Genomic DNA, 18,210 nt, shown 5'->3' with positions numbered 1-18,210 from the left:
GTATGGCGCGAACGCCGCGCCCGGCCACCCCGCCGCGATCACCACATCTGCAACACGGGCGAAACAGGTATGCTCGCGCACCGGACGCCCCCATGATCGAACCGCAACCGCCCAAACTCAGCCAGGACGACCGAGACCCCTCGCGGGTGCGGCTGACCGGCAGTTGGACCTTGGCCACCGCCCTGGCCTCCTCGGAAGTGCTGCGCGGCATGCCGGCCGGCACCACCGGCATCGACGCCAGCGGCATCGGCCAGCTGGATTCGGCCGGGGTGCTGCAGCTGATGCGCTACGCCACGCGCAACGGCATCGCCCACGAGGCGCTGGATTTCCGCCAGGATCACCGCGCGCTGGTCTCCACCATCGAGGACGTGGCCGACGACCGCCCCAAGCGCAAGCGCGACTATGGCTTCGCCGCGGCGCTGGAACGCCTGGGCTACGCGGTACACCGCAACGGCAAGGAAATCGTCGCCCTGGTCGGTTTCCTCGGCGAGACTCTGGTCAAGTTGCTGCGGCTGCTGCACGCGCCGCGCCGGTTCCGCCTGACCGCCACCGTGCACCACATGGAGCAGGTCGGCCTGGACGCGGTGCCGCTGGTGGCGCTGCTGTCGTATCTGGTCGGCGCGGTGATCGCCTTCCTCGGCTCCACGATCCTGCGCGACTTCGGCGCCGAGATCTACGTGGTGGAGCTGGTCAGCATCGCCTTCCTGCGCGAGTTCGCGGTGCTGCTGACCGCGATCGTGCTGGCCGGACGCACCGCCAGCGCCTTCACCGCGCAGATCGGCGCGATGAAGGCGCGCGAGGAGGTCGATGCGATCCAGACCCTGGGCCTGGACCCGATGGACCTGCTGGTGATCCCGCGGCTGGTGGCGCTGCTGCTGATGCTGCCGCTGCTGACCTTCGTGGCGATGATCGCCGGCCTGGCCGGCGGCGTCACCGTCGGCGCCTTCGACCTGGGCATCCCGCCGCAGATGTACCTGGCGCGCATGCACGACACCATCCAGATCCGGCACATGCTGGTGGGCCTGTCCAAGGCGCCGATCTTCGCCATCGTGATCGGCCTGATCGGCTGCCTGGAGGGATTGCGCGTGGAAGGCACCGCCCAGTCCGTCGGCGAGCGCACCACCTCCAGCGTGGTGCAGACGATCTCGCTGGTGATCATCATCGACGCGATCGCCGCGCTGTGGTTCATGAACATGGGGTGGTGAGTTGAAGCCGGGAATCGGAATTCGGGATTGGGGATTGGTTGAAGCCGGGCGCTGCGCGCCCGTGCGGGAGCTGTTGCTTTGACCAATCCCGAATCCCCAATCCCCAATCCCGAACTGGCCATCTCCGTCCGCGGCCTGGTCAATCGCTTCGGCAGCCAGACCGTGCACGAGGACCTGGACCTGGACGTGCGCCGTGGCGAGATCCTCGGCGTGGTCGGCGGCTCGGGGACCGGCAAGTCGGTGCTGATGCGCACCATCCTCGGCCTGCGCGATCCCGATGCCGGCAAGATCCAGGTGCTGGGCGTGGATACCGATTCCGGGCGCCGCGCCGATCGCCTGCATGTGGAGCGCAATACCGGCGTGCTGTTCCAGGACGGCGCGCTGTTTTCCTCGCTGACCGTCGGCGAGAACGTGCAGGTGCCGCTGAAGGAGCATTTCGGCGAATTGCCCGACAGCTGGCATTACGAGCTGGCGCTGCTGAAGGTGAAGCTGGCCGGCCTGCCCGCCGATGCGCTGAACAAGCTGCCCTCGCAGCTGTCCGGCGGCATGCGCAAGCGCGCCGGGCTGGCGCGCGCGCTGGCGCTGGATCCACCCCTGTTGTTCCTGGACGAACCCACTGCCGGGCTGGACCCGATCGGCGCGGCCGCCTTCGACCGGCTGATCCGCACCCTGCAGGAAGCGCTGGGCCTGACCGTGTTCCTCATCACCCACGATCTGGACACCTTGTACGCTATCTGCGACCGCGTGGCGGTGCTGGCCGACCGCAAGGTCATCGCCAACGCGCCGCTGGCCGAGATCGAGCAAGTGGACCATCCGTGGATCCAAGAGTATTTCCACGGCCCGCGCGCCCGCGCCGCGCGCGATGCCAAGACCGCCTGGACCGAGACCCCCTGAGCCCATGGAAACCAAAGCCAATTACGTGCTGATCGGCGCCTTCACCATCGTGGTGGGGATCGCGCTGCTGCTGTTCGGACTCTGGGCCGCCAAGTATTCCTCCGACCGCACCTGGCAGGAGTACCGCGTGGTGTTCCGCGAGGCGGTGACCGGCCTGTCGGTCGGCAGCCCGGTGCAGTACAACGGCATCGCGGTGGGCTCGATCACCGAGCTGACCCTGGCGCCGAACGATCCGCGCCAGGTGGTGGCGCGGATCCGGGTCAACTCGACCACGCCGATCAAGAGCGACACCCGCGCCAAGCTGGGCATCACCAGCCTGACCGGCCCGTCGATCATCCAGCTCTCCGGCGGCACCCCGGAAGCGCCGGCGCTGACCTCGATCGACAACAGCGACGCGCCGATCATCCAGACCACGCCCTCGGCGCTGCAGAACATCACCGACACCGCCAACCGCATCGTCGAACGCCTGGACGAGGTGCTCAGCGACCGCAACGTCGCCAGCATCACCGCCACCCTGCACAACCTGGAAACCATCAGCGGCGGCCTGGCCGACCGCGACCAGGGCATGCAGTCGCTGATCGTCAGCGCGCGCGATGCGGCGCGCAACCTGGACACCACGCTCAAGACCACCAACGGCACCATCCAGCGCCTGGACCAGAACCTGGTGCAGCAGTTGCCGCCGATCCTGGACAAGCTGGAGGACACGCTGAGCAAGCTGGACTCGGCCGCCGGCAATGCCGACAAGATCCTTGGCGAGAACCGCTCGGCGATCAACAGCTTCGCCAACGACGGCCTCGGCCAGCTCGGCCCGACCCTGACCGAACTGCGCGGTCTGATCCGCGACCTGCGCCGGGTCAGCGACCGCCTGGACAACAACCCCGCGCGCTACCTGCTCGGCCGCGACGCCCCGAAGGAGTTCAAACCCAAATGAAGCCGATGCGCGCCCTCTTCCTGCTCGCCGTGCCGGCCCTGCTGCTGGCCGGCTGTTCGCTGCCCGGCGGCAGCAAGGAGCCGGTGACGATCTACGCGCCGGACGTGCGGGTGACCGCCGACCCGGCCTGGCCGCAGGTGAGCTGGCAACTGGCGCTGACCAAGCCCAGCGCTGCGCGCGTGGTCGACAGTTCGCGCATCGCCGTGCGGCCGACGCCGGACGAACTGCAGGTGTACGGCGGCGTCAGCTGGGCGCAGCCGGCCACCGACATGCTTGAGGACATGCTGCTGCGCGCGTTCGAGGATTCCGGACGGATTCCGGGCGTGGCCCGACTCGGCACCGGGATCCGCGCCGACTACAAGCTGCTGCTGGACCTGCGCCGCTTCGAAGCGGACTACGCAGGGCGCACGGTGCCGTCGGCCACCATCGAACTCAACGCCAAGCTGCTGTACAGCGCCGACCAGCGCGTGGTCGCCTCGCGCACCTTCCTGGTGACCCAGCCCGCCGCCGGCACCGCCGAATCGCAGGTGGTCGACGCCTTCGGCCAGGCCATGTCGCAACTCGGCCACGACGTGGTCGGCTGGACCCTGCAGCAGGGCCAGGCCGACGCCTCGACCGCACTGGCGCCCAGCGTGCCACCGCCGGCCAGCCCGAAGCCGCCACGGCGCTGATTGGCCCCCCTCTCCCACCGGGAGAGGGGTAGGGGGTGAGGGTGCGACCGCCAGGGAGCCATCTCCTCCAGACGCCTCCCTGGCAACTCGTACCCTCATCCGTCCCTTCGGGGCACCTTCTCCCAAAGGGAGAAGGGATTAAGGCGTCGCCCCCCCCTCTCCCACCGGGAGAGGGGCCGGGGGTGAGGGTTCGGCCGCCAGGGAGCCATCTCCCCCAGACGCCACCCTTGCAACTCGCACCCTCATCCGCCCCTTCGGGGCACCTTCTCCCGAAGGGAGAAGGGATCATGCGCAATGCGGCGAAACGTCAGGTTGATCCGTTCGCCGACCGGCTTGGCGGTGCGCGGCAGGGCGTGTCGGTACAGGCGCTGGGTGTCGCCCGTCATCAGCAGCAGGCCGCCAGAGGTCAGCTCCAGCGCCTGCCGCAGCGCCGGCTGCTGACGATGGCGCAGCACGAAGCGACGCGTGGCGCCCAGGCTCAGCGAGGCGATCACCGGCGTCGGACCGAGTTCGCGCTCGTCGTCGCTGTGCCAGCCCATGGCGTCGCGGCCGTCGCGGTAGCGGTTGGCGAGCACGCTGTTGAATTCCACCCCAGTCTCGGCCGCCAGCCGCGCACGCAGCGGCAGCAGCGCCGCCGGCCATGGACGCGGCGCGAAGCGGGTGCCGGAATAGCGGTAGCTGGCGTCGGCGTCGCCGATCCAGCAGCTCAGCCGCGGCGAATCGACCAGCTTGCCGAACAGGCGGATGCGGTGCACCTCCCACGGCACTTCCTGCAGCAACTGCGCGCACAGCGCCGCCGCCGCGGCCGGGTCCAGCCACTCGGGATACCAGCGCAGATCGGCGCCGGGCAGGTCCAGTTCCATCGCGCCACGCTAGCATGCCTGCGGCCACCATACGCCTGCGTGCGGAATTTGCCCCTTCACGCGCAAACCCTGAAAATGCGGGCAGCCAGAACGAGCCAACGGGAGCGGAGCAGATGACGGGAACCGAGGGCGGCGCCAATGCGCCGGAGCCAGTGGAGCGCGACGTCATGGAATACGACGTCGTCACCGTCGGCGCGGGCCCGGCCGGGTTGGCGTTCGCGATCCGGCTCAAGCAGCTCAACCCCGACATCTCGGTCTGCGTGATCGAGAAGGCCAGCACCATCGGCGCGCATATCCTGTCTGGCGCGGTGATCGAACCGGGGCCGCTGGACGCGCTGCTGCCGGGCTGGCGCGACAACCCGCCGCCGATCTGCGTGCCCGCGGCCGAGGACGAGTTCTGGTACCTGAGCAAGGACGGCGGGCACAAGTTCCCGATGGTGCCGCCGGGCATGCGCAATCACGGCAACTTCATCGTCAGCCTCGGCGCGATGTGCGCCTGGCTGGCGCCGCAGGCCGAGGCGCTGGGCGTGGAGATCTACCCCGGCTTCGCCGCCGCCGAGACCCTGCACGCCGAGGACGGCACGGTGCTGGGCGTGCGCATCGGCGACATGGGCGTGGCCAAGGACGGGTCGCACAAGCCCGGCTACACCGCCGGCATCGATATCCGCGCCAAGGTCACGGTGCTGGCCGAAGGCGCGCGCGGACACCTGACCAAGCGCCTGATCGCGCGCTTCGCGCTCGACGCCGGGCACGATCCGCAGGCGTTCTCGATCGGCATCAAGGAGCTGTGGCAGTTGCCCGAAGGCCGGGTCAGCCCCGGCAAGATCGTGCACACCCTGGGTTGGCCGGCCGACAGCAAGACCTATGGCGGCAGCTTCCTGTATCACCTGGAGAACAACCAGGTGGCGCTCGGCTACGTCAGCGGCCTGGACTACCACGATCCCGAATACCGCCCGTGGGAGGCCTTCCAGCAGTGGAAGAACCACCCGATGATGAAGTCGCTGCTGGAAGGCGGCACCATCCTGTCGGCCGGCGCGCGCGCCATCGCCAGCGGCGGCTGGCAGTCGCTGCCGAAGGTGGAGATGCCCGGCGCGCTGCTGATCGGCGACACCGCCGGCCTGCTCAACGTGCCCAAGATCAAGGGCACCCACCAGGCGATCCGCAGCGGCATGCTCGCCGCCGAACACCTCGCCGCCGGCGCCGCGCTCGATCCGGCCGGCTTCGACGCGCGCCTGCGCGGCTCGGAGGTGATGGCCGAACTGCGCCAGGTGCGCAACATCAAGCCCGGCTTCAAGAAGGGCCTGTGGTTCGGCCTGCTCAACGGCGCCTGGGAGACCCTGGTCAAGGGCGCCTCGCCGTGGACGCTGAAGGTCGGCGCCGACTGGAAGAGCCTGGACCGGCTCGGCGAGCACGAGCAGCCCAAGCGCGACTACGTGCAGCGCGAACTGGCCCCGCGCGACCGCCTGCAGGGCGTGTACTTCGCCGCCACCGAGCACGACGAGGACCAGCCGGTGCACCTGCACGTGCTAGACCCGCAGATCTGCGTGACCCGCTGCACCGAGGAATACGGCAACCCCTGCACGCGCTTCTGCCCGGCGGCGGTGTACGAGATCGTCGACGACGCGGCCGGCAAGCGCCTGCAGATCAACGCCGCCAACTGCGTGCACTGCAAGACCTGCGACATCAAGGATCCCTACACGATCATCGACTGGGTGACGCCGGAAGGCGGCTCCGGGCCGAACTACCAGAACCTGTGAGCGCAGGCCTGCCCGCGCGCCTGAAGACCGCACTGTTCCTGACGCTGCGTGCCGGCTTCCGCGCTCTGCCGCTGTCGCAGGCACAGCGCGACCACCTGCGCGCGCGGTTCCTGGAACGCCATGCGGATCTGGTGCCGCCACCGCCGCGCGGACAGGTGGGCGGTGGATTCGGCGAGCGCCGGCCGCGCGCGCGCGCCGACGAGCGTGCGATCGGCTACGTGCCTTCGCAGCAGGCGCCGCTGCCCGCGCCGCTGCCGGCCACCGTGGTGGCGTTCTACCTGCCGCAGTTCCATCCGATCCCGGAGAACGATGCCTGGTGGGGCACCGGTTTCACCGAATGGCGCAACGTCACCCGCGCGCTGCCGCAATTCGAAGGACACGTGCAGCCGCGGCTGCCGGCGGACCTGGGCTTCTACGACCTGCGCAATCCGCAGAGCATGCGCCAGCAGGTCGCGCTGGCGAAGCAGTACGGCATCGGCGCGTTCTGCTTCTATTTCTACTGGTTCGGCGGCAAGACCCTGCTGGAGACGCCGCTGCGGCAGTGGCTGGACGATCCCACGCTGGAGCTGCCGTTCTGCCTGTGCTGGGCCAACGAACAGTGGTCGCGGCGCTGGGACGGCCGCGGCGACGACGTGCTGATGGCGCAGGCGCACAGCGCGCAGGACGACCTGGACTTCATCGCACACGTCGCCGACTACCTGCGCGACCCGCGCTGCCTGCGCGTGGACGGCCGGCCGATGCTGCTGGTGTACCGCCCGCACCTGCTGCCGGATCCGCAGGCCACCGCCACGCGTTGGCGCGACTGGTGCCGCGCGCACGGCATCGGCGAACTGCACCTGGCCTATGTGCAGGGCTTCGAGCGGCCGGACCCGCGCGACATCGGCTTCGACGCGGCGGTCGAGTTCCCGCCGAACATGAGCAATCCGCGCTCGCTGGCGGCCGACCAGCACCTGCTCAATCCCGACTACAGCGGTGCCGTGCTGGATTGGCGCGCCCTGGCCGCGGAGATCGCCGCGCGCCCGCTGCCCGACTACCTGCTGTATCCGGGCGTCAACCCGGGCTGGGACAACGAAGCGCGCCGCCCCGGTGCCGGCCGCGTCTATCTGCATCCCTCGCCGCGCGGCTACGAGGACTGGCTGCGCACCACGATCCACACGCGGCTGCAGGGGCGCCGCGCCGAGCAGCGCCTGGTGTTCGTCAACGCCTGGAACGAGTGGGCCGAAGGCGCCGTGCTGGAGCCGGATGCGCGACTGGGTCATGCCTATCTCGACGCCACCCGTCGCGCGCTTGCACCGCTGCCGGCGCGCGACACGACACCGCACGCGATCATCCACGCGTGGTATCCGCAGGTGCTGCCGGAACTGCTGGCGCAACTCGCCGCGAGCGCCCTGCCCTGGCGCCTGCTGGTCACCACCTCGCCTGAGCAGGCCGATGCCGTGCGCGCGCACCTGCACGCGTGCGCATTCCCGTTCGAGCTGATGGCGCTGGAGAACCGCGGCCGCGACATCCTGCCGTTCCTGCACGCGGCCGAGCGGCTGCTGCGCGACGGCGTGGACGTGGTGCTGAAACTGCACACCAAGCGCAGCACCCATCTGTCCAACGGCGATGCCTGGCGCAGCGAACTGCTGCAGCGCCTGGCGGGCGCCGACCGCGCCGCGCGCGTGCTGCAGGCCTTCGCCCAGGATCCTGCGCTCGGCCTGGTCGCACCCGAAGGCCATCTGCTGCCGTTGGCCGAGTTCTGGGGCGGCAACCGCGCGGGGGCCAACTATCTGCTGCGCCGCACCGGCCACAGCGACGCGCGCCTGGCGCAGGCGCAGTTCATCTCCGGCAGCATGTTCTGGGCGCGCCTGCAGGCGCTGCGGCCGCTGCTGGACAGCGGCCTGTGCCCGTCCGAATTCGAGCCCGAGCAAGGACAACTCGACGCCACCCTGGCGCATGCGGTGGAGCGGCTGGTCGCGCCGCTGGCCGAGTGCGTCGGCTATCGCGTCGCCACCGCAGCCGACCTGCTCGGCCAGCCGCTACCGGTGTCCGACGACTACGCCTACGCGCAGCGCAGCACCTGAGCGGCGCTGTTCCGGCGCTTAGCCGCGTCGGAACGGCACGCCGGTCTTGGCGGCCAGTTCCGCCTCGTCCACACCCTCGGCGGTCTCGACCAGCACCAGGCCGCTGTCGGTGACGTCGAACACGGCCAGGTCGGTGATGATGCGGTCGACCACGCCGACGCCGGTCAGCGGCAGGTCGCAGGCCGGCAGGATCTTGTGGCTGCCGTCCTTGGCCACGTGTTCCATCAGCACGACCACGCGCTTGACCCCGGCCACCAGGTCCATCGCCCCGCCCATGCCCTTGACCATCTTGCCGGGCACCATCCAGTTGGCCAGGTCGCCCTTCTCGCTGACCTGCATCGCGCCGAGGATGGCCAGATCGATATGACCACCGCGGATCATCGCGAAGGAATCGTGGCTGCCGAAGTAGCTGGCGCCGGCGCGGGCGGTGACGGTCTGCTTGCCGGCGTTGATCAGGTCGGCGTCGACCTCGTCCTCGGTCGGGAACGGGCCGATGCCGAGCAGGCCGTTCTCCGACTGCAGCCACACGTCCACGCCGTCGGGAATGTGGTTGGCGACCAGGGTCGGCAGGCCGATGCCCAGGTTCACGTAGGCGCCGTCGGTGAGTTCGCGGGCGGCGCGCTGCGCCATGTCGTCGCGGGTCCAGGCCATGTCAGGCGTCCTTCTGGCGCAGGGTGCGCTGTTCGATGCGTTTTTCGGGATGCGGGTTGTGCACGATGCGGTCGACGTAGATGCCGGGCAGGTGCACCTGATCCGGATCCAGGCTGCCGGTCTCCACCACCTGCTCGACCTCGGCGATGCAGAGCTTGCCGGCCATCGCGCAGGCCGGGTTGAAGTTGCGCGCGGTCTTGCGGAACACCAGGTTGCCGGCAGCATCGGCCTTCCACGCCTTGACCAGGGCCACGTCGGCGCGCAGCGCGGTCTCCAGCACGTAATGCTTGCCGTCGAATTCGCGGGTCTCCTTGCCCTCGGCGACCACCGTGCCGTAGCCGGTGGCGGTGAAGAACGCGGGGATGCCGGCACCGCCGGCGCGCAGGCGTTCGGCCAGGGTGCCCTGCGGATTGAATTCCAGCTCCAGTTCGCCGGCCAGGTACTGGCGTTCGAACTCCTTGTTCTCGCCGACGTAGGACGAAATCATCTTGCGGATCTGCCGCGTCGCCAGCAGCTGGCCCAGGCCGAAGCCATCGACGCCGGCATTGTTGGAGATCACGGTGAGACCGTTGACGCCGCTGTCGCGCAAGGCCGCGATCAAGGCCTCGGGAATACCGCACAGGCCGAACCCGCCGACCGCCAGGGTCTGTCCGTCCGCCACCACATCGGCCAGCGCCGTGGCCGCATCGGGGAAAAGCTTGCCGCGCCGCCCGCCCGCAGGGGTAGAGGTGTCGCCCATTCGCCAGCTCCGCATTGGAATGTAGACAGCTAGTTTAGCCGCTCGGGGACTGCGACCCCCGCCGCACCGCCGCAACGACCGATTAAGCGCCGTAACGTTACACTCGGGTTTCCCCCAACTAGGACCCTCTTCCATGTCGCTTCCCGCATTCAAGGCCTACGACATCCGCGGCCGCGTTCCCGACGAACTGAACGAGGACTTGGCCCGCAGGATCGGCGTGGCGCTGGCGGGGCAATTGGGCAGCGGCCCGGTGGTGGTCGGCCACGACGTCCGCCTGGCCAGCCAGGGGCTGCAGGACGCGCTGTCGGCCGGCCTGCGCGCCAGCGGCCGTGAGGTCATCGACATCGGCCTGTGCGGCACCGAGGAAGTGTATTTCCAGACCGACCACCTGCAGGCCGCCGGCGGCGTGATGGTCACCGCCAGCCACAATCCGATGGACTACAACGGCATGAAGCTGGTGCGCGAGAACGCGCGCCCGATCAGCTCCGATACCGGCCTGTTCGCGATCCGCGACACCGTCGCCGCCGACACCGCGGCGGCCGCCGAGCCGACCGCCGCCGAGCACCACCGTCCGGACAAGAGCGCCTACATCGAACACCTGCTCAGCTATGTCGACCGCGCCACGCTCAAGCCGCTGAAGCTGGTGGTCAACGCCGGCAACGGCGGCGCCGGCGCCATCGTCGACCTGCTCGCGCCGCACCTGCCGTTCGAGTTCGTGCGCGTCTTCCACGAGCCGGACGGGCACTTCCCCAACGGCATTCCCAACCCGCTGCTGCCGGAGAACCGTGCCGCCACCGCCGACGCGGTCAAGCAGCACGGCGCCGACTTCGGCATCGCCTGGGACGGCGACTTCGACCGCTGCTTCTTCTTCGATGCCGACGGCCGCTTCATCGAGGGCTACTACCTGGTGGGCCTGCTCGCGCAGGCGATCCTGGCCAAGCAGCCGGGCGGCAAGGTCGTGCACGACCCACGCCTGACCTGGAACACGATCGAACAGGTCGAGGAGGCCGGCGGCATTCCGGTGCTGTGCAAGAGCGGCCATGCCTTCATCAAGGAGAAGATGCGCAGCGAGAACGCCGTGTACGGCGGCGAGATGAGCGCGCACCACTATTTCCGCGAATTCGCCTACGCCGACTCCGGCATGATCCCGTGGCTGCTGATCGCCGAGCTGGTGTCGCAGTCCGGCCGCTCGCTGGCCGACCTGGTTGAGGCGCGCATGCGCAAGTTCCCGTGCAGCGGCGAGATCAACTTCAAGGTCGCTGACGCCAAGGCCGCGGTGGCGCGGGTGATGGAGCACTTCGCCTCGCACGCACCGACGCTGGACTACACCGACGGCGTCAGCGCCGAATTCGCCGACTGGCGTTTCAACCTGCGCAGTTCCAACACCGAACCGCTGCTGCGCCTGAACGTGGAAACCCGCGGCGATGCGGCGCTGCTGGAGCAGCGCACGCAGGAAATTTCCGATCTGCTGAAAGCATGATCGCTTTTTTTCCTTTCTCTTCCCCCTTCAACGGATCCATGGAGTCATTCCGTTCATGAGCGACATTCTGCCCATCATCCTGTCCGGTGGTTCCGGCACCCGTCTCTGGCCGCTGTCGCGCGAGGCGTATCCCAAACAGTTCCTGCCGCTGGTGGGAGACACCACCATGTTGCAGTCGACCTGGCTGCGCGCTGCGCCGATCGCCGGGCGTGCCCCCATCCTGGTGGCCAATGAAGAACACCGCTTCATTGCCGCAGAACAACTGCAGCAACTCGGCGTCACGCCCGGCGCGATCCTGCTCGAACCGAAGGGCCGCAACACCGCCCCCGCCATCGCGGTCGCGGCGATGGAGGCGATGCGTGAGGGGGCCGACCCGCTGCTGCTGGTCCTGCCATCCGATCACGTGATCCTGGACGAAGCCGCGTTCCAGGCCGCGGTCCAGGCCGCAGCGTCTTCGGCGGCCGACGGCAAGCTGGTGACCTTCGGGATCAAGCCGACCGCGCCGGAGACCGGCTACGGCTACATCAAGGCGGCTGCCGGCGTCGGCGCACGCCCAGTCGAGCGCTTCGTCGAAAAGCCCGACCTGTCCACCGCTCAGGGGTATCTGACCTCAGGCGAATACTATTGGAACAGCGGCATGTTCCTGTTCCGCGCTTCGCGCTATCTGGAAGAGCTGCGCAAGTTCCAACCGGCTATCGCCGACGCCTGCACCAAGGCGTGGCAGTCGGCCAAGCGCGACGCCGACTTCACCCGCCTGGACAAGGACGCCTTCGCCGCCAGCCCCTCCGACTCCATCGACTACGCGGTGATGGAGAAGACCGCCGACGCGGTGGTGGTGCCGCTGGACGCACAGTGGAGCGACGTCGGCTCGTGGTCGGCGCTGCTGGACGTGTCGCCGCAGGACGCCAACGGCAACGCCCACCACGGCGACGTGATCGAGATCGATTGCCGCAATACCTATGCCTACGGCTCGCGCCTGATCGCAATGGTGGGCCTGCAGGACGTGGTAGTGGTGGAGACCGACGACGCCGTGCTGGTCGGCCACAAAGAGCGGATCCAGGAGGTGAAGGAGGTGGTCGGCAAGATCAAGGCCAACGGCCGTTCCGAGGCCACCTGGCACCGCAAGGTGTACCGCCCGTGGGGCGCCTATGACTCGATCGACAACGGCCAGCGTTTCCAGGTCAAGCGCATCACGGTCAAGCCCGGCGCCACGCTGAGCCTGCAGATGCATCACCATCGTGCCGAGCACTGGATCGTGGTCAGCGGCACCGCCGAGGTCACCCGTGGCGACGAAGTGCTGCTGCTCACCGAGAACCAGAGTACCTACATCCCGCTCGGCGTGACGCATCGACTGAAGAACCCGGGCAAGCTGCCGCTGGAGCTGATCGAAGTGCAGTCGGGCAGTTATCTGGGCGAGGACGACATCGTGCGCTTCGAGGACACCTACGGGCGCACCTGAGGCCGATGCTGGACGCAAACGCAAAGAGCCGGGCACTGCCCGGCTCTTTGTTTTTCCGCTGCCTGGTGTTTTACCGCGTACGACAGGTCAGGCGGCCGGCGCTGCCGCAGCGAGTGTGCCGACCACCTGGTGCAGGCCATCGCGCCACTGCGGCAGTTCCAGCGCGAAATCGCGCTGCAGGCGCGACACGTCCAGGCGCGAATACGCCGGGCGCCTGGCCGGGGTCGGATACTCCGCAGTGGTAATCGGCAGCACCCGCGGCGCGCGCGGCAACAAGCCCGCCGCCGCCGCCTCGGCGAAGATCGCCTCGGCGAAGCCGTGCCAGGTGGTCTCACCGGTCGCGGTCAGATGCCAGGTGCCGGACGGCAACGTCGCGCGCTGCGCCAGCACGTGCGCAGTGACATCGGCGATCAGCGCCGCCGGTGTCGGCGTGCCGACCTGGTCGGCGACCACCCTGAGTTCGTCGCGGTCGGCGCCCACGCGCAGCATGGTGCGCAGGAAATTGTGCCCGTGCGCGGCGTACACCCAGGCGGTGCGGAAGATCAGGTGCGGCGCACCGGAGGCGCGGATCGCTTCTTCGCCGGCCAGCTTGGTGGCGCCATACACGCCCAGAGGTGCGGTCGGCGCGTCCTCGGGATAGGGCTGCGTGCCCTGGCCATCGAACACATAGTCGGTGGAGTAATGCACCAGCGGTGTGTCATGCGCCGCGCACCAGGCGGCGATCGCCGCCGGCGCTTCGGCATTGGCGCGGTGCGCCGCCTCGGCGTCCTGTTCGGCGCGATCGACCGCGGTATAGGCCGCGGCATTGACCACCGCCGTCGGCCGCAGCCGGTCCAGCACCTCGCCCAGGGTCTGCGGCTGGTCGAAATCGGCACGCTCACAGCCACTGCCGTCGGGCAGCTGGCCGCTGCGCGTGGTCGCGATCACCGGTCCCTGCCCGGCCAGCGCGCGCAGCAGTTCCTGCCCGACCTGGCCGTTGCCGCCGAAGACCAGCACGCTCATGGCTGGTAGACCGGCAAACGGTCCTGCGCAATGTCCTTCAGGAAGGGCGCCTTTTCGTCCTTGGCCGACAGCGCCGGTGCATTGATCGGCCAGTCCACGGCAATATCGGCGTCATCCCAGCGCACCGAAGCATCCGCTTCCTGGACGTAGACATCGGTGCAGAGATAGCTGAATACCGCGCGCTCCGACAGCACTGCGAACCCATGGGCGAAGCCTTCCGGAATCCAGAACTGCTTTCGATTCTCCGCACTCAAGATGGCGGCAACCCACCGTCCGAAGTAGGGCGAACCGCGGCGTATGTCCACGGCGACGTCATAGACCTCGCCCTCCAGGACGCTGACCAGCTTGCCCTGCGGCCGTGGCCACTGATAGTGCAAGCCGCGCAGCACGCCTTTGGAAGAGACGGAGACGTTGCTCTGCAGGAACACTGCAGGCAAGCCGACCTCTGCAAACCGCTCGGCATTCCAGCTTTCGAAGAAATGGCCGCGCGCATCACCGAACACCTTGGGTTCGATGACGGCACAGCCGGGGATCGCAGTTTCGATCAGGTTCAAAGAAGCTTTCCTCGTTTCGCCAGGGCCTGCAGATACAGGCCATAGCTATTCTTGACCATTGGAAGCGCCAAACGTTGCAATTGTTCGGCATCGATCCAGCCCTGCATGAACGCGATTTCTTCTGGGCAGCAGACTTGCAGCCCCTGGCGTGCCTGGATGGTCTCGATGAAGTTGGAGGCTTCGTGCAACGATTGATGGGTACCGGTATCCAGCCACGCATAGCCACGTCCCAGCGCTTCCAAGTGCAGTTGTCCTTCCTGGAGATAGCGCCGATTGAGATCGGTGATCTCCAGTTCGCCTCGGGCGGAGGGCTTCAGCTCTGCGGCATGCCGGCTGGCATCGCCGTCGTAAAAATACAGGCCCGTCACCGCATAGTTGGACCGCGGCACCGTGGGCTTTTCCTCGATATCGATCACCTTGCCGGACTGGTCGAACTCCGCCACGCCATAACGCTGTGGATCGTTCACCCAGTAGCCAAACACGGTCGCGCCGTGCGTGCGGGCATCGGCGCGACGCAAGGTCTCGGTCAACCCATGGCCGTGGAAGATGTTGTCGCCCAACACCAGACAGCTTGGCTTTTCGTCGACGAAATCACGCCCGATCAGATAAGCCTGCGCCAATCCATCGGGGCTGGGTTGCACCGCGTACTGGATCTCCATGCCCCACTGCGCCCCGTCTCCCAGCAGCCTGCGGAACAGCACCTGCTCGTGGGGCGTATTGATCACCAGCACCTGACGAATGCCCGCGAGCATCAGCACGCTGAGCGGGTAGTAGATCATCGGCTTGTCGTAGACGGGCAGCAATTGTTTGCTGACCGCCTGGGTGATCGGATACAGCCTGGTGCCGGACCCTCCGGCGAGGATGATGCCCTTGCGTTGGGTCATGGTCAGATTCTGTCGAAACGCTGCTTCGCGCAGCGGACATGAGGATCGAACGGCAACAGCATCATTGCAACGCGCCCATGCGTTCCAGCCGATAGCTGCCATCGAGCACGCCCTGCACCCAGTCCTGATGGCTCAGGTACCAGTCCACGGTGAGCGCGATGCCCTGTTCGAAGGTGTATTGCGGTTCCCAGCCCAGCTCGTTCTTCAGCTTGGACGCATCGATGGCATAGCGGCGGTCGTGGCCGGGCCGGTCGGCGACGTAGGTGATCTGGCTGGCGCGCGGCTTGCCGTCCTCGCGCGGACGCCGCGCGTCCAGCAGCGCGCAGATCGCCTGCACCACCTCGATGTTCTGCTTCTCCGAGTTGCCGCCGACGTTGTAGGTCTCGCCCACCTTGCCCTTGGCCAGCACGGTGCGGATCGCCTCGCAGTGGTCGCCGACGAACAGCCAGTCGCGCACCTGCTTGCCATCGCCGTACACCGGCAGCGGCTCGCCGGCCAGCGCCTTGGCGATCACCAGCGGAATGAGCTTTTCCGGGAAGTGATACGGGCCGTAGTTGTTGGAGCAGTTGGTGGTCAGCACCGGCAGGCCGTAGGTGTGGTGGAACGCGCGCACCAGGTGGTCGGACGCGGCCTTGGACGCCGAATACGGCGAATTGGGCGCATACGGGGTGGCTTCGCTGAACTTGCCGGTCTCGCCGAGCGTGCCGTAGACCTCGTCGGTGGACACGTGCAGGAAGCGGAACGCGTCGCGGCGGCCGTCCGGCAACGCCTTCCAGTGATCGCGCACCGACTCCAGCAAGCCGAGGGTCCCGACCACATTGGTCTGGATGAAGGCGCCGGGGCCGTCGATCGACCGGTCCACATGGCTCTCGGCGGCGAAATTGACCACGGCGTCGGGCTGGTGCTCGGCGAGCAGGCGGCTGACCAGATCGCGGTCGCCGATATCGCCGTGCACAAAGACGTGTTCGGGGTTGCCCTCCAGCGACGCCAGCGTGTTCAGGTTCCCGGCGTAGGTCAGTGCGTCCAGGTTGATCACGCGTACGCCGCGCGCCACTGCCTCGAGCACGAAATTGCCGCCGATGAAACCGGCACCGCCGGTTACGAGCCACGTCGCCAATGCCTTTCTCCTGTGTCTTGGCAGGCGCGCCAGACCGAATCGCTGGAGCGTAACCAGTAAGGATAACGCCCAGGAGGCAGTGCGATGCGCCTGCGCGACGGGCGCCGTTCAGTCCGCCGACCGGACTTGACCATACGCCCTCGCATGGTCCCCCGCGCCCGGTTAGAATCCTCCGACTGCCCCGTGCCAGCCGCCGCGGCCGGGCCTTCCCGCACTGCTGAAGGATCTCGTACACGATGAAAATCCTCGTCGCCTACAAGCGCGTGGTGGACTACAACGTCCGCATCCAGGTCAAGCCGGACGGCTCCGGCGTGGTCACCGAGGGCGTCAAGCTCTCCGCCAACCCGTTCGACGAAATCGCCCTGGAAGAGGCCCTGCGCCTGCGCGACGCCGGCATCGCCAGCGAGGTGGTGGTCGCCACCATCGCCCCGGCCGATGCCGCCGCGCATCTGCGCAATGGTCTGGCGATGGGCGCCAACCGCGCCATCCACGTGGTCGCCGACGCGGCGATCCAGCCGCTGACCGCCGCGCGCACCCTGCTCAAGCTGGTCGAGCAGGAGCAGCCGGACCTGGTGATCCTGGGCAAGCAGGCGATCGACGACGACGCCAACCAGACCGGGCAGATGCTGGCCACGCTGTGGGGCCGTCCGCAGGCGACCTTCGCCGGCAAGCTGGTGGTGGCCGACGGCAAGGCCACGGTGACCCGTGAGGTCGACGCCGGCTTGGAGACCCTGGAAGTGGACCTGCCGGCGGTGGTCACCACCGACCTGCGCCTGAACGAGCCGCGCTTCATCAAGCTGCCGGACATCATGAAGGCCAAGAGCAAGCCGCTGCAGACGCTGGCCTTCGCCGACCTGGGCGTGGAGGCCAACGACAGCCTCACCACCACCCACTACGCCCCGCCGGCCAAGCGCAGCCGCGGCGTGATGGTCAAGGATGCCGCCGAACTGGTGGCCGCACTCAAGCAGAAGGGGTTGCTGTAATGGCCAAGATCCTCATCGTCGCCGAACATCTCAACGGGCAGCTCAACGCCGCCACCGCCAAGTGCGTCAGCGCCGCGCAGGCGCTGTCGGCCGAGGCCATCGACATCGTGGTGCTGGCGTCCGATCCGGCCGCGGTGGCCGCCCAGGCCGCGCAGATCGCCGGCGTCGCCCGCATCCTCACCGTTGCCAACCCCGCCAACGCACACGCCATCGCGCAGGTGCTGGGCCCGCAGATCGCCGCGCTGGCCAAGGGCTACACCCACGTCTTCGGTCCCTCCACCACTTTCGGCAAGGACCTGATGCCGGTGGTGGCCGCCCTGCTCGGCGTCAACCAGATCTCCGACCTGATGGCGGTGGACGGCGACTACGCGTTCAAGCGCCCGATCTACGCCGGCAACGCCATCATCAGCGTGCAGGCCCCGGCCGACCAGATCGTGGTCGCCACCGTGCGCAGCGCCTCGTGGCCGGAAGCAGCGCAAGGCGGAAACGCGGCGGTGGAAGCGGCCAGCGTGGACGCGACGCTGCCGAGCCATACCCGCTTCGTCGGCCTGGCCGCGGGCAAGTCCGACCGCCCCGACCTGCAGAGCGCCAAGCGCGTAGTCTCCGGCGGCCGCGGCGTCGGTTCGGCGGAGAACTTCCAGATCGTCTACCAGCTCGCCGACAAGCTGGGCGCCGCGGTCGGCGCCTCGCGCGCGGCGGTCGACGCCGGCTACGTACCCAACGAACTGCAGGTCGGCCAGACCGGCAAGATCATCGCACCGGAGCTGTACGTGGCGGTCGGCATCTCCGGCGCCATCCAGCACCTGACCGGCATCAAGGACGCCGGCACCATCGTCGCGATCAACAAGGACCCGGAATCGCCGATCTTCGAGATCGCCGACATCGGCCTGGTCGGCGACCTGTTCACGGTGCTGCCGGAACTGGAAAAGGCGCTGGGCTGAGTCGCGCGGAGACCCA

At 68.3% G+C, this 18,210-nt stretch carries 17 protein-coding genes; 10 read left to right on the top strand and 7 right to left on the bottom strand.

Annotated features, from left to right (window positions below; all coding sequences use genetic code 11):
• Window positions 1–92 precede the first annotated feature (92 nt).
• The 4 genes from RAB71_RS03720 to RAB71_RS03705 all read left to right on the top strand — a co-directional run bounded on the left by RAB71_RS03720 (window position 93) and on the right by RAB71_RS03705 (window position 3,701).
• On the top strand, window positions 93–1,205 hold the full coding sequence (locus RAB71_RS03720) for an ABC transporter permease (RefSeq protein ID WP_010340194.1): 1,113 nt from the start codon (window positions 93–95) through the stop codon (window positions 1,203–1,205).
• Window positions 1,206–1,283: 78 nt separating this feature from the next.
• Entirely contained in the window at window positions 1,284–2,099 is an 816-nt protein-coding gene (locus RAB71_RS03715) for an ABC transporter ATP-binding protein (RefSeq protein WP_010340195.1), read from the top strand.
• A gap of 4 nt (window positions 2,100–2,103) precedes the next feature.
• Window positions 2,104–3,030, top strand: a complete 927-nt coding sequence (locus RAB71_RS03710) for an MlaD family protein (protein WP_010340196.1) — start codon at window positions 2,104–2,106, stop codon at window positions 3,028–3,030.
• Entirely contained in the window at window positions 3,027–3,701 is a 675-nt protein-coding gene (locus RAB71_RS03705) for an ABC-type transport auxiliary lipoprotein family protein (protein ID WP_010340197.1), read from the top strand. Before RAB71_RS03710 ends, RAB71_RS03705 begins: the two co-directional genes overlap by 4 nt.
• 242 nt (window positions 3,702–3,943) lie before the next feature.
• Here RAB71_RS03705 and RAB71_RS03700 read toward each other — a convergent pair whose 3' ends face one another.
• Window positions 3,944–4,564 (bottom strand): alpha-ketoglutarate-dependent dioxygenase AlkB, encoded by a 621-nt coding sequence (locus RAB71_RS03700; RefSeq protein WP_010340198.1) that lies wholly within the window; start codon window positions 4,562–4,564, stop codon window positions 3,944–3,946.
• A gap of 113 nt (window positions 4,565–4,677) precedes the next feature.
• Here RAB71_RS03700 and RAB71_RS03695 point away from each other — a divergent pair, with 113 nt between their 5' ends.
• Entirely contained in the window at window positions 4,678–6,321 is a 1,644-nt protein-coding gene (locus RAB71_RS03695) for an electron transfer flavoprotein-ubiquinone oxidoreductase (protein WP_010340199.1), read from the top strand.
• Window positions 6,318–8,384: a glycoside hydrolase family 99-like domain-containing protein gene (locus tag RAB71_RS03690; RefSeq protein ID WP_010340200.1), complete on the top strand. Its 2,067-nt coding sequence runs from the start codon at window positions 6,318–6,320 to the stop codon at window positions 8,382–8,384. The genes RAB71_RS03695 and RAB71_RS03690 overlap by 4 nt, the downstream gene beginning before the upstream one ends.
• An 18-nt stretch (window positions 8,385–8,402) precedes the next feature.
• Here RAB71_RS03690 and RAB71_RS03685 read toward each other — a convergent pair whose 3' ends face one another.
• Window positions 8,403–9,035, bottom strand: a complete 633-nt coding sequence (locus RAB71_RS03685) for a CoA transferase subunit B (RefSeq protein WP_010340201.1) — start codon at window positions 9,033–9,035, stop codon at window positions 8,403–8,405.
• A 1-nt stretch (window position 9,036) separates the two neighbouring features.
• Window positions 9,037–9,774 (bottom strand): CoA transferase subunit A, encoded by a 738-nt coding sequence (locus tag RAB71_RS03680; protein WP_010340202.1) that lies wholly within the window; start codon window positions 9,772–9,774, stop codon window positions 9,037–9,039.
• A 133-nt stretch (window positions 9,775–9,907) separates the two neighbouring features.
• On the opposite strand from RAB71_RS03680, the gene RAB71_RS03675 reads away from it, so the two are divergent.
• Window positions 9,908–11,254, top strand: a complete 1,347-nt coding sequence (locus RAB71_RS03675) for a phosphomannomutase/phosphoglucomutase (protein ID WP_010340203.1) — start codon at window positions 9,908–9,910, stop codon at window positions 11,252–11,254.
• 55 nt (window positions 11,255–11,309) lie between these two features.
• Entirely contained in the window at window positions 11,310–12,713 is a 1,404-nt protein-coding gene (locus RAB71_RS03670) for a mannose-1-phosphate guanylyltransferase/mannose-6-phosphate isomerase (RefSeq protein ID WP_010340204.1), read from the top strand.
• An 87-nt stretch (window positions 12,714–12,800) separates the two neighbouring features.
• Here RAB71_RS03670 and rfbD read toward each other — a convergent pair whose 3' ends face one another.
• From rfbD to rfbB, 4 genes are all read right to left on the bottom strand, one after another.
• Window positions 12,801–13,715: a dTDP-4-dehydrorhamnose reductase gene (gene rfbD, locus RAB71_RS03665; RefSeq protein WP_010340205.1), complete on the bottom strand. Its 915-nt coding sequence runs from the start codon at window positions 13,713–13,715 to the stop codon at window positions 12,801–12,803.
• Window positions 13,712–14,269, bottom strand: a complete 558-nt coding sequence (gene rfbC, locus RAB71_RS03660; RefSeq protein ID WP_010340206.1) for a dTDP-4-dehydrorhamnose 3,5-epimerase — start codon at window positions 14,267–14,269, stop codon at window positions 13,712–13,714. The genes rfbD and rfbC overlap by 4 nt, the downstream gene beginning before the upstream one ends.
• Window positions 14,266–15,153, bottom strand: coding sequence for a glucose-1-phosphate thymidylyltransferase RfbA (rfbA, locus tag RAB71_RS03655; RefSeq protein ID WP_010340207.1), 888 nt, complete (start codon window positions 15,151–15,153; stop codon window positions 14,266–14,268). Before rfbA ends, rfbC begins: the two co-directional genes overlap by 4 nt.
• Before the next feature lie 61 nt (window positions 15,154–15,214).
• Complete coding sequence (gene rfbB, locus RAB71_RS03650; RefSeq protein WP_010340208.1) at window positions 15,215–16,270, bottom strand: dTDP-glucose 4,6-dehydratase; 1,056 nt, start codon at window positions 16,268–16,270, stop codon at window positions 15,215–15,217.
• A gap of 236 nt (window positions 16,271–16,506) precedes the next feature.
• Between rfbB and RAB71_RS03645 the strand changes: the two genes are divergently transcribed.
• Together RAB71_RS03645 and RAB71_RS03640 are read left to right on the top strand one after the other, a co-directional pair.
• Window positions 16,507–17,253: an electron transfer flavoprotein subunit beta/FixA family protein gene (locus tag RAB71_RS03645; RefSeq protein ID WP_010340209.1), complete on the top strand. Its 747-nt coding sequence runs from the start codon at window positions 16,507–16,509 to the stop codon at window positions 17,251–17,253.
• Window positions 17,253–18,194 (top strand): electron transfer flavoprotein subunit alpha/FixB family protein, encoded by a 942-nt coding sequence (locus RAB71_RS03640; protein ID WP_010340210.1) that lies wholly within the window; start codon window positions 17,253–17,255, stop codon window positions 18,192–18,194. Before RAB71_RS03645 ends, RAB71_RS03640 begins: the two co-directional genes overlap by 1 nt.
• Window positions 18,195–18,210: the final 16 nt, after the last annotated feature.

This window comes from Xanthomonas sacchari (assembly GCF_040529065.1).
GTDB lineage: Bacteria > Pseudomonadota > Gammaproteobacteria > Xanthomonadales > Xanthomonadaceae > Xanthomonas_A > Xanthomonas_A sacchari.
The sequence above is the reverse complement of the archived record's forward strand: the minus strand, read 5'-3'. Positions and strand labels throughout refer to the sequence as shown.

What these genes read in the sequence shown, in the direction of transcription:
- RAB71_RS03720 (WP_010340194.1), top strand. Translation starts at nt 93, where the DNA reads ATGATCGAACCGCAACCGCCCAAACTCAGCCAGGACGACCGAGACCCC.
- RAB71_RS03710 (WP_010340196.1), top strand. Translation starts at nt 2,104, where the DNA reads ATGGAAACCAAAGCCAATTACGTGCTGATCGGCGCCTTCACCATCGTG.
- RAB71_RS03705 (WP_010340197.1), top strand. Translation starts at nt 3,027, where the DNA reads ATGAAGCCGATGCGCGCCCTCTTCCTGCTCGCCGTGCCGGCCCTGCTG.
- RAB71_RS03700 (WP_010340198.1), bottom strand. Translation starts at nt 4,564, where the DNA reads ATGGAACTGGACCTGCCCGGCGCCGATCTGCGCTGGTATCCCGAGTGG.
- RAB71_RS03695 (WP_010340199.1), top strand. Translation starts at nt 4,678, where the DNA reads ATGACGGGAACCGAGGGCGGCGCCAATGCGCCGGAGCCAGTGGAGCGC.
- RAB71_RS03685 (WP_010340201.1), bottom strand. Translation starts at nt 9,035, where the DNA reads ATGGCCTGGACCCGCGACGACATGGCGCAGCGCGCCGCCCGCGAACTC.
- RAB71_RS03680 (WP_010340202.1), bottom strand. Translation starts at nt 9,774, where the DNA reads ATGGGCGACACCTCTACCCCTGCGGGCGGGCGGCGCGGCAAGCTTTTC.
- RAB71_RS03675 (WP_010340203.1), top strand. Translation starts at nt 9,908, where the DNA reads ATGTCGCTTCCCGCATTCAAGGCCTACGACATCCGCGGCCGCGTTCCC.
- RAB71_RS03670 (WP_010340204.1), top strand. Translation starts at nt 11,310, where the DNA reads ATGAGCGACATTCTGCCCATCATCCTGTCCGGTGGTTCCGGCACCCGT.
- rfbD (WP_010340205.1), bottom strand. Translation starts at nt 13,715, where the DNA reads ATGAGCGTGCTGGTCTTCGGCGGCAACGGCCAGGTCGGGCAGGAACTG.
- rfbA (WP_010340207.1), bottom strand. Translation starts at nt 15,153, where the DNA reads ATGACCCAACGCAAGGGCATCATCCTCGCCGGAGGGTCCGGCACCAGG.
- RAB71_RS03645 (WP_010340209.1), top strand. Translation starts at nt 16,507, where the DNA reads ATGAAAATCCTCGTCGCCTACAAGCGCGTGGTGGACTACAACGTCCGC.
- RAB71_RS03640 (WP_010340210.1), top strand. Translation starts at nt 17,253, where the DNA reads ATGGCCAAGATCCTCATCGTCGCCGAACATCTCAACGGGCAGCTCAAC.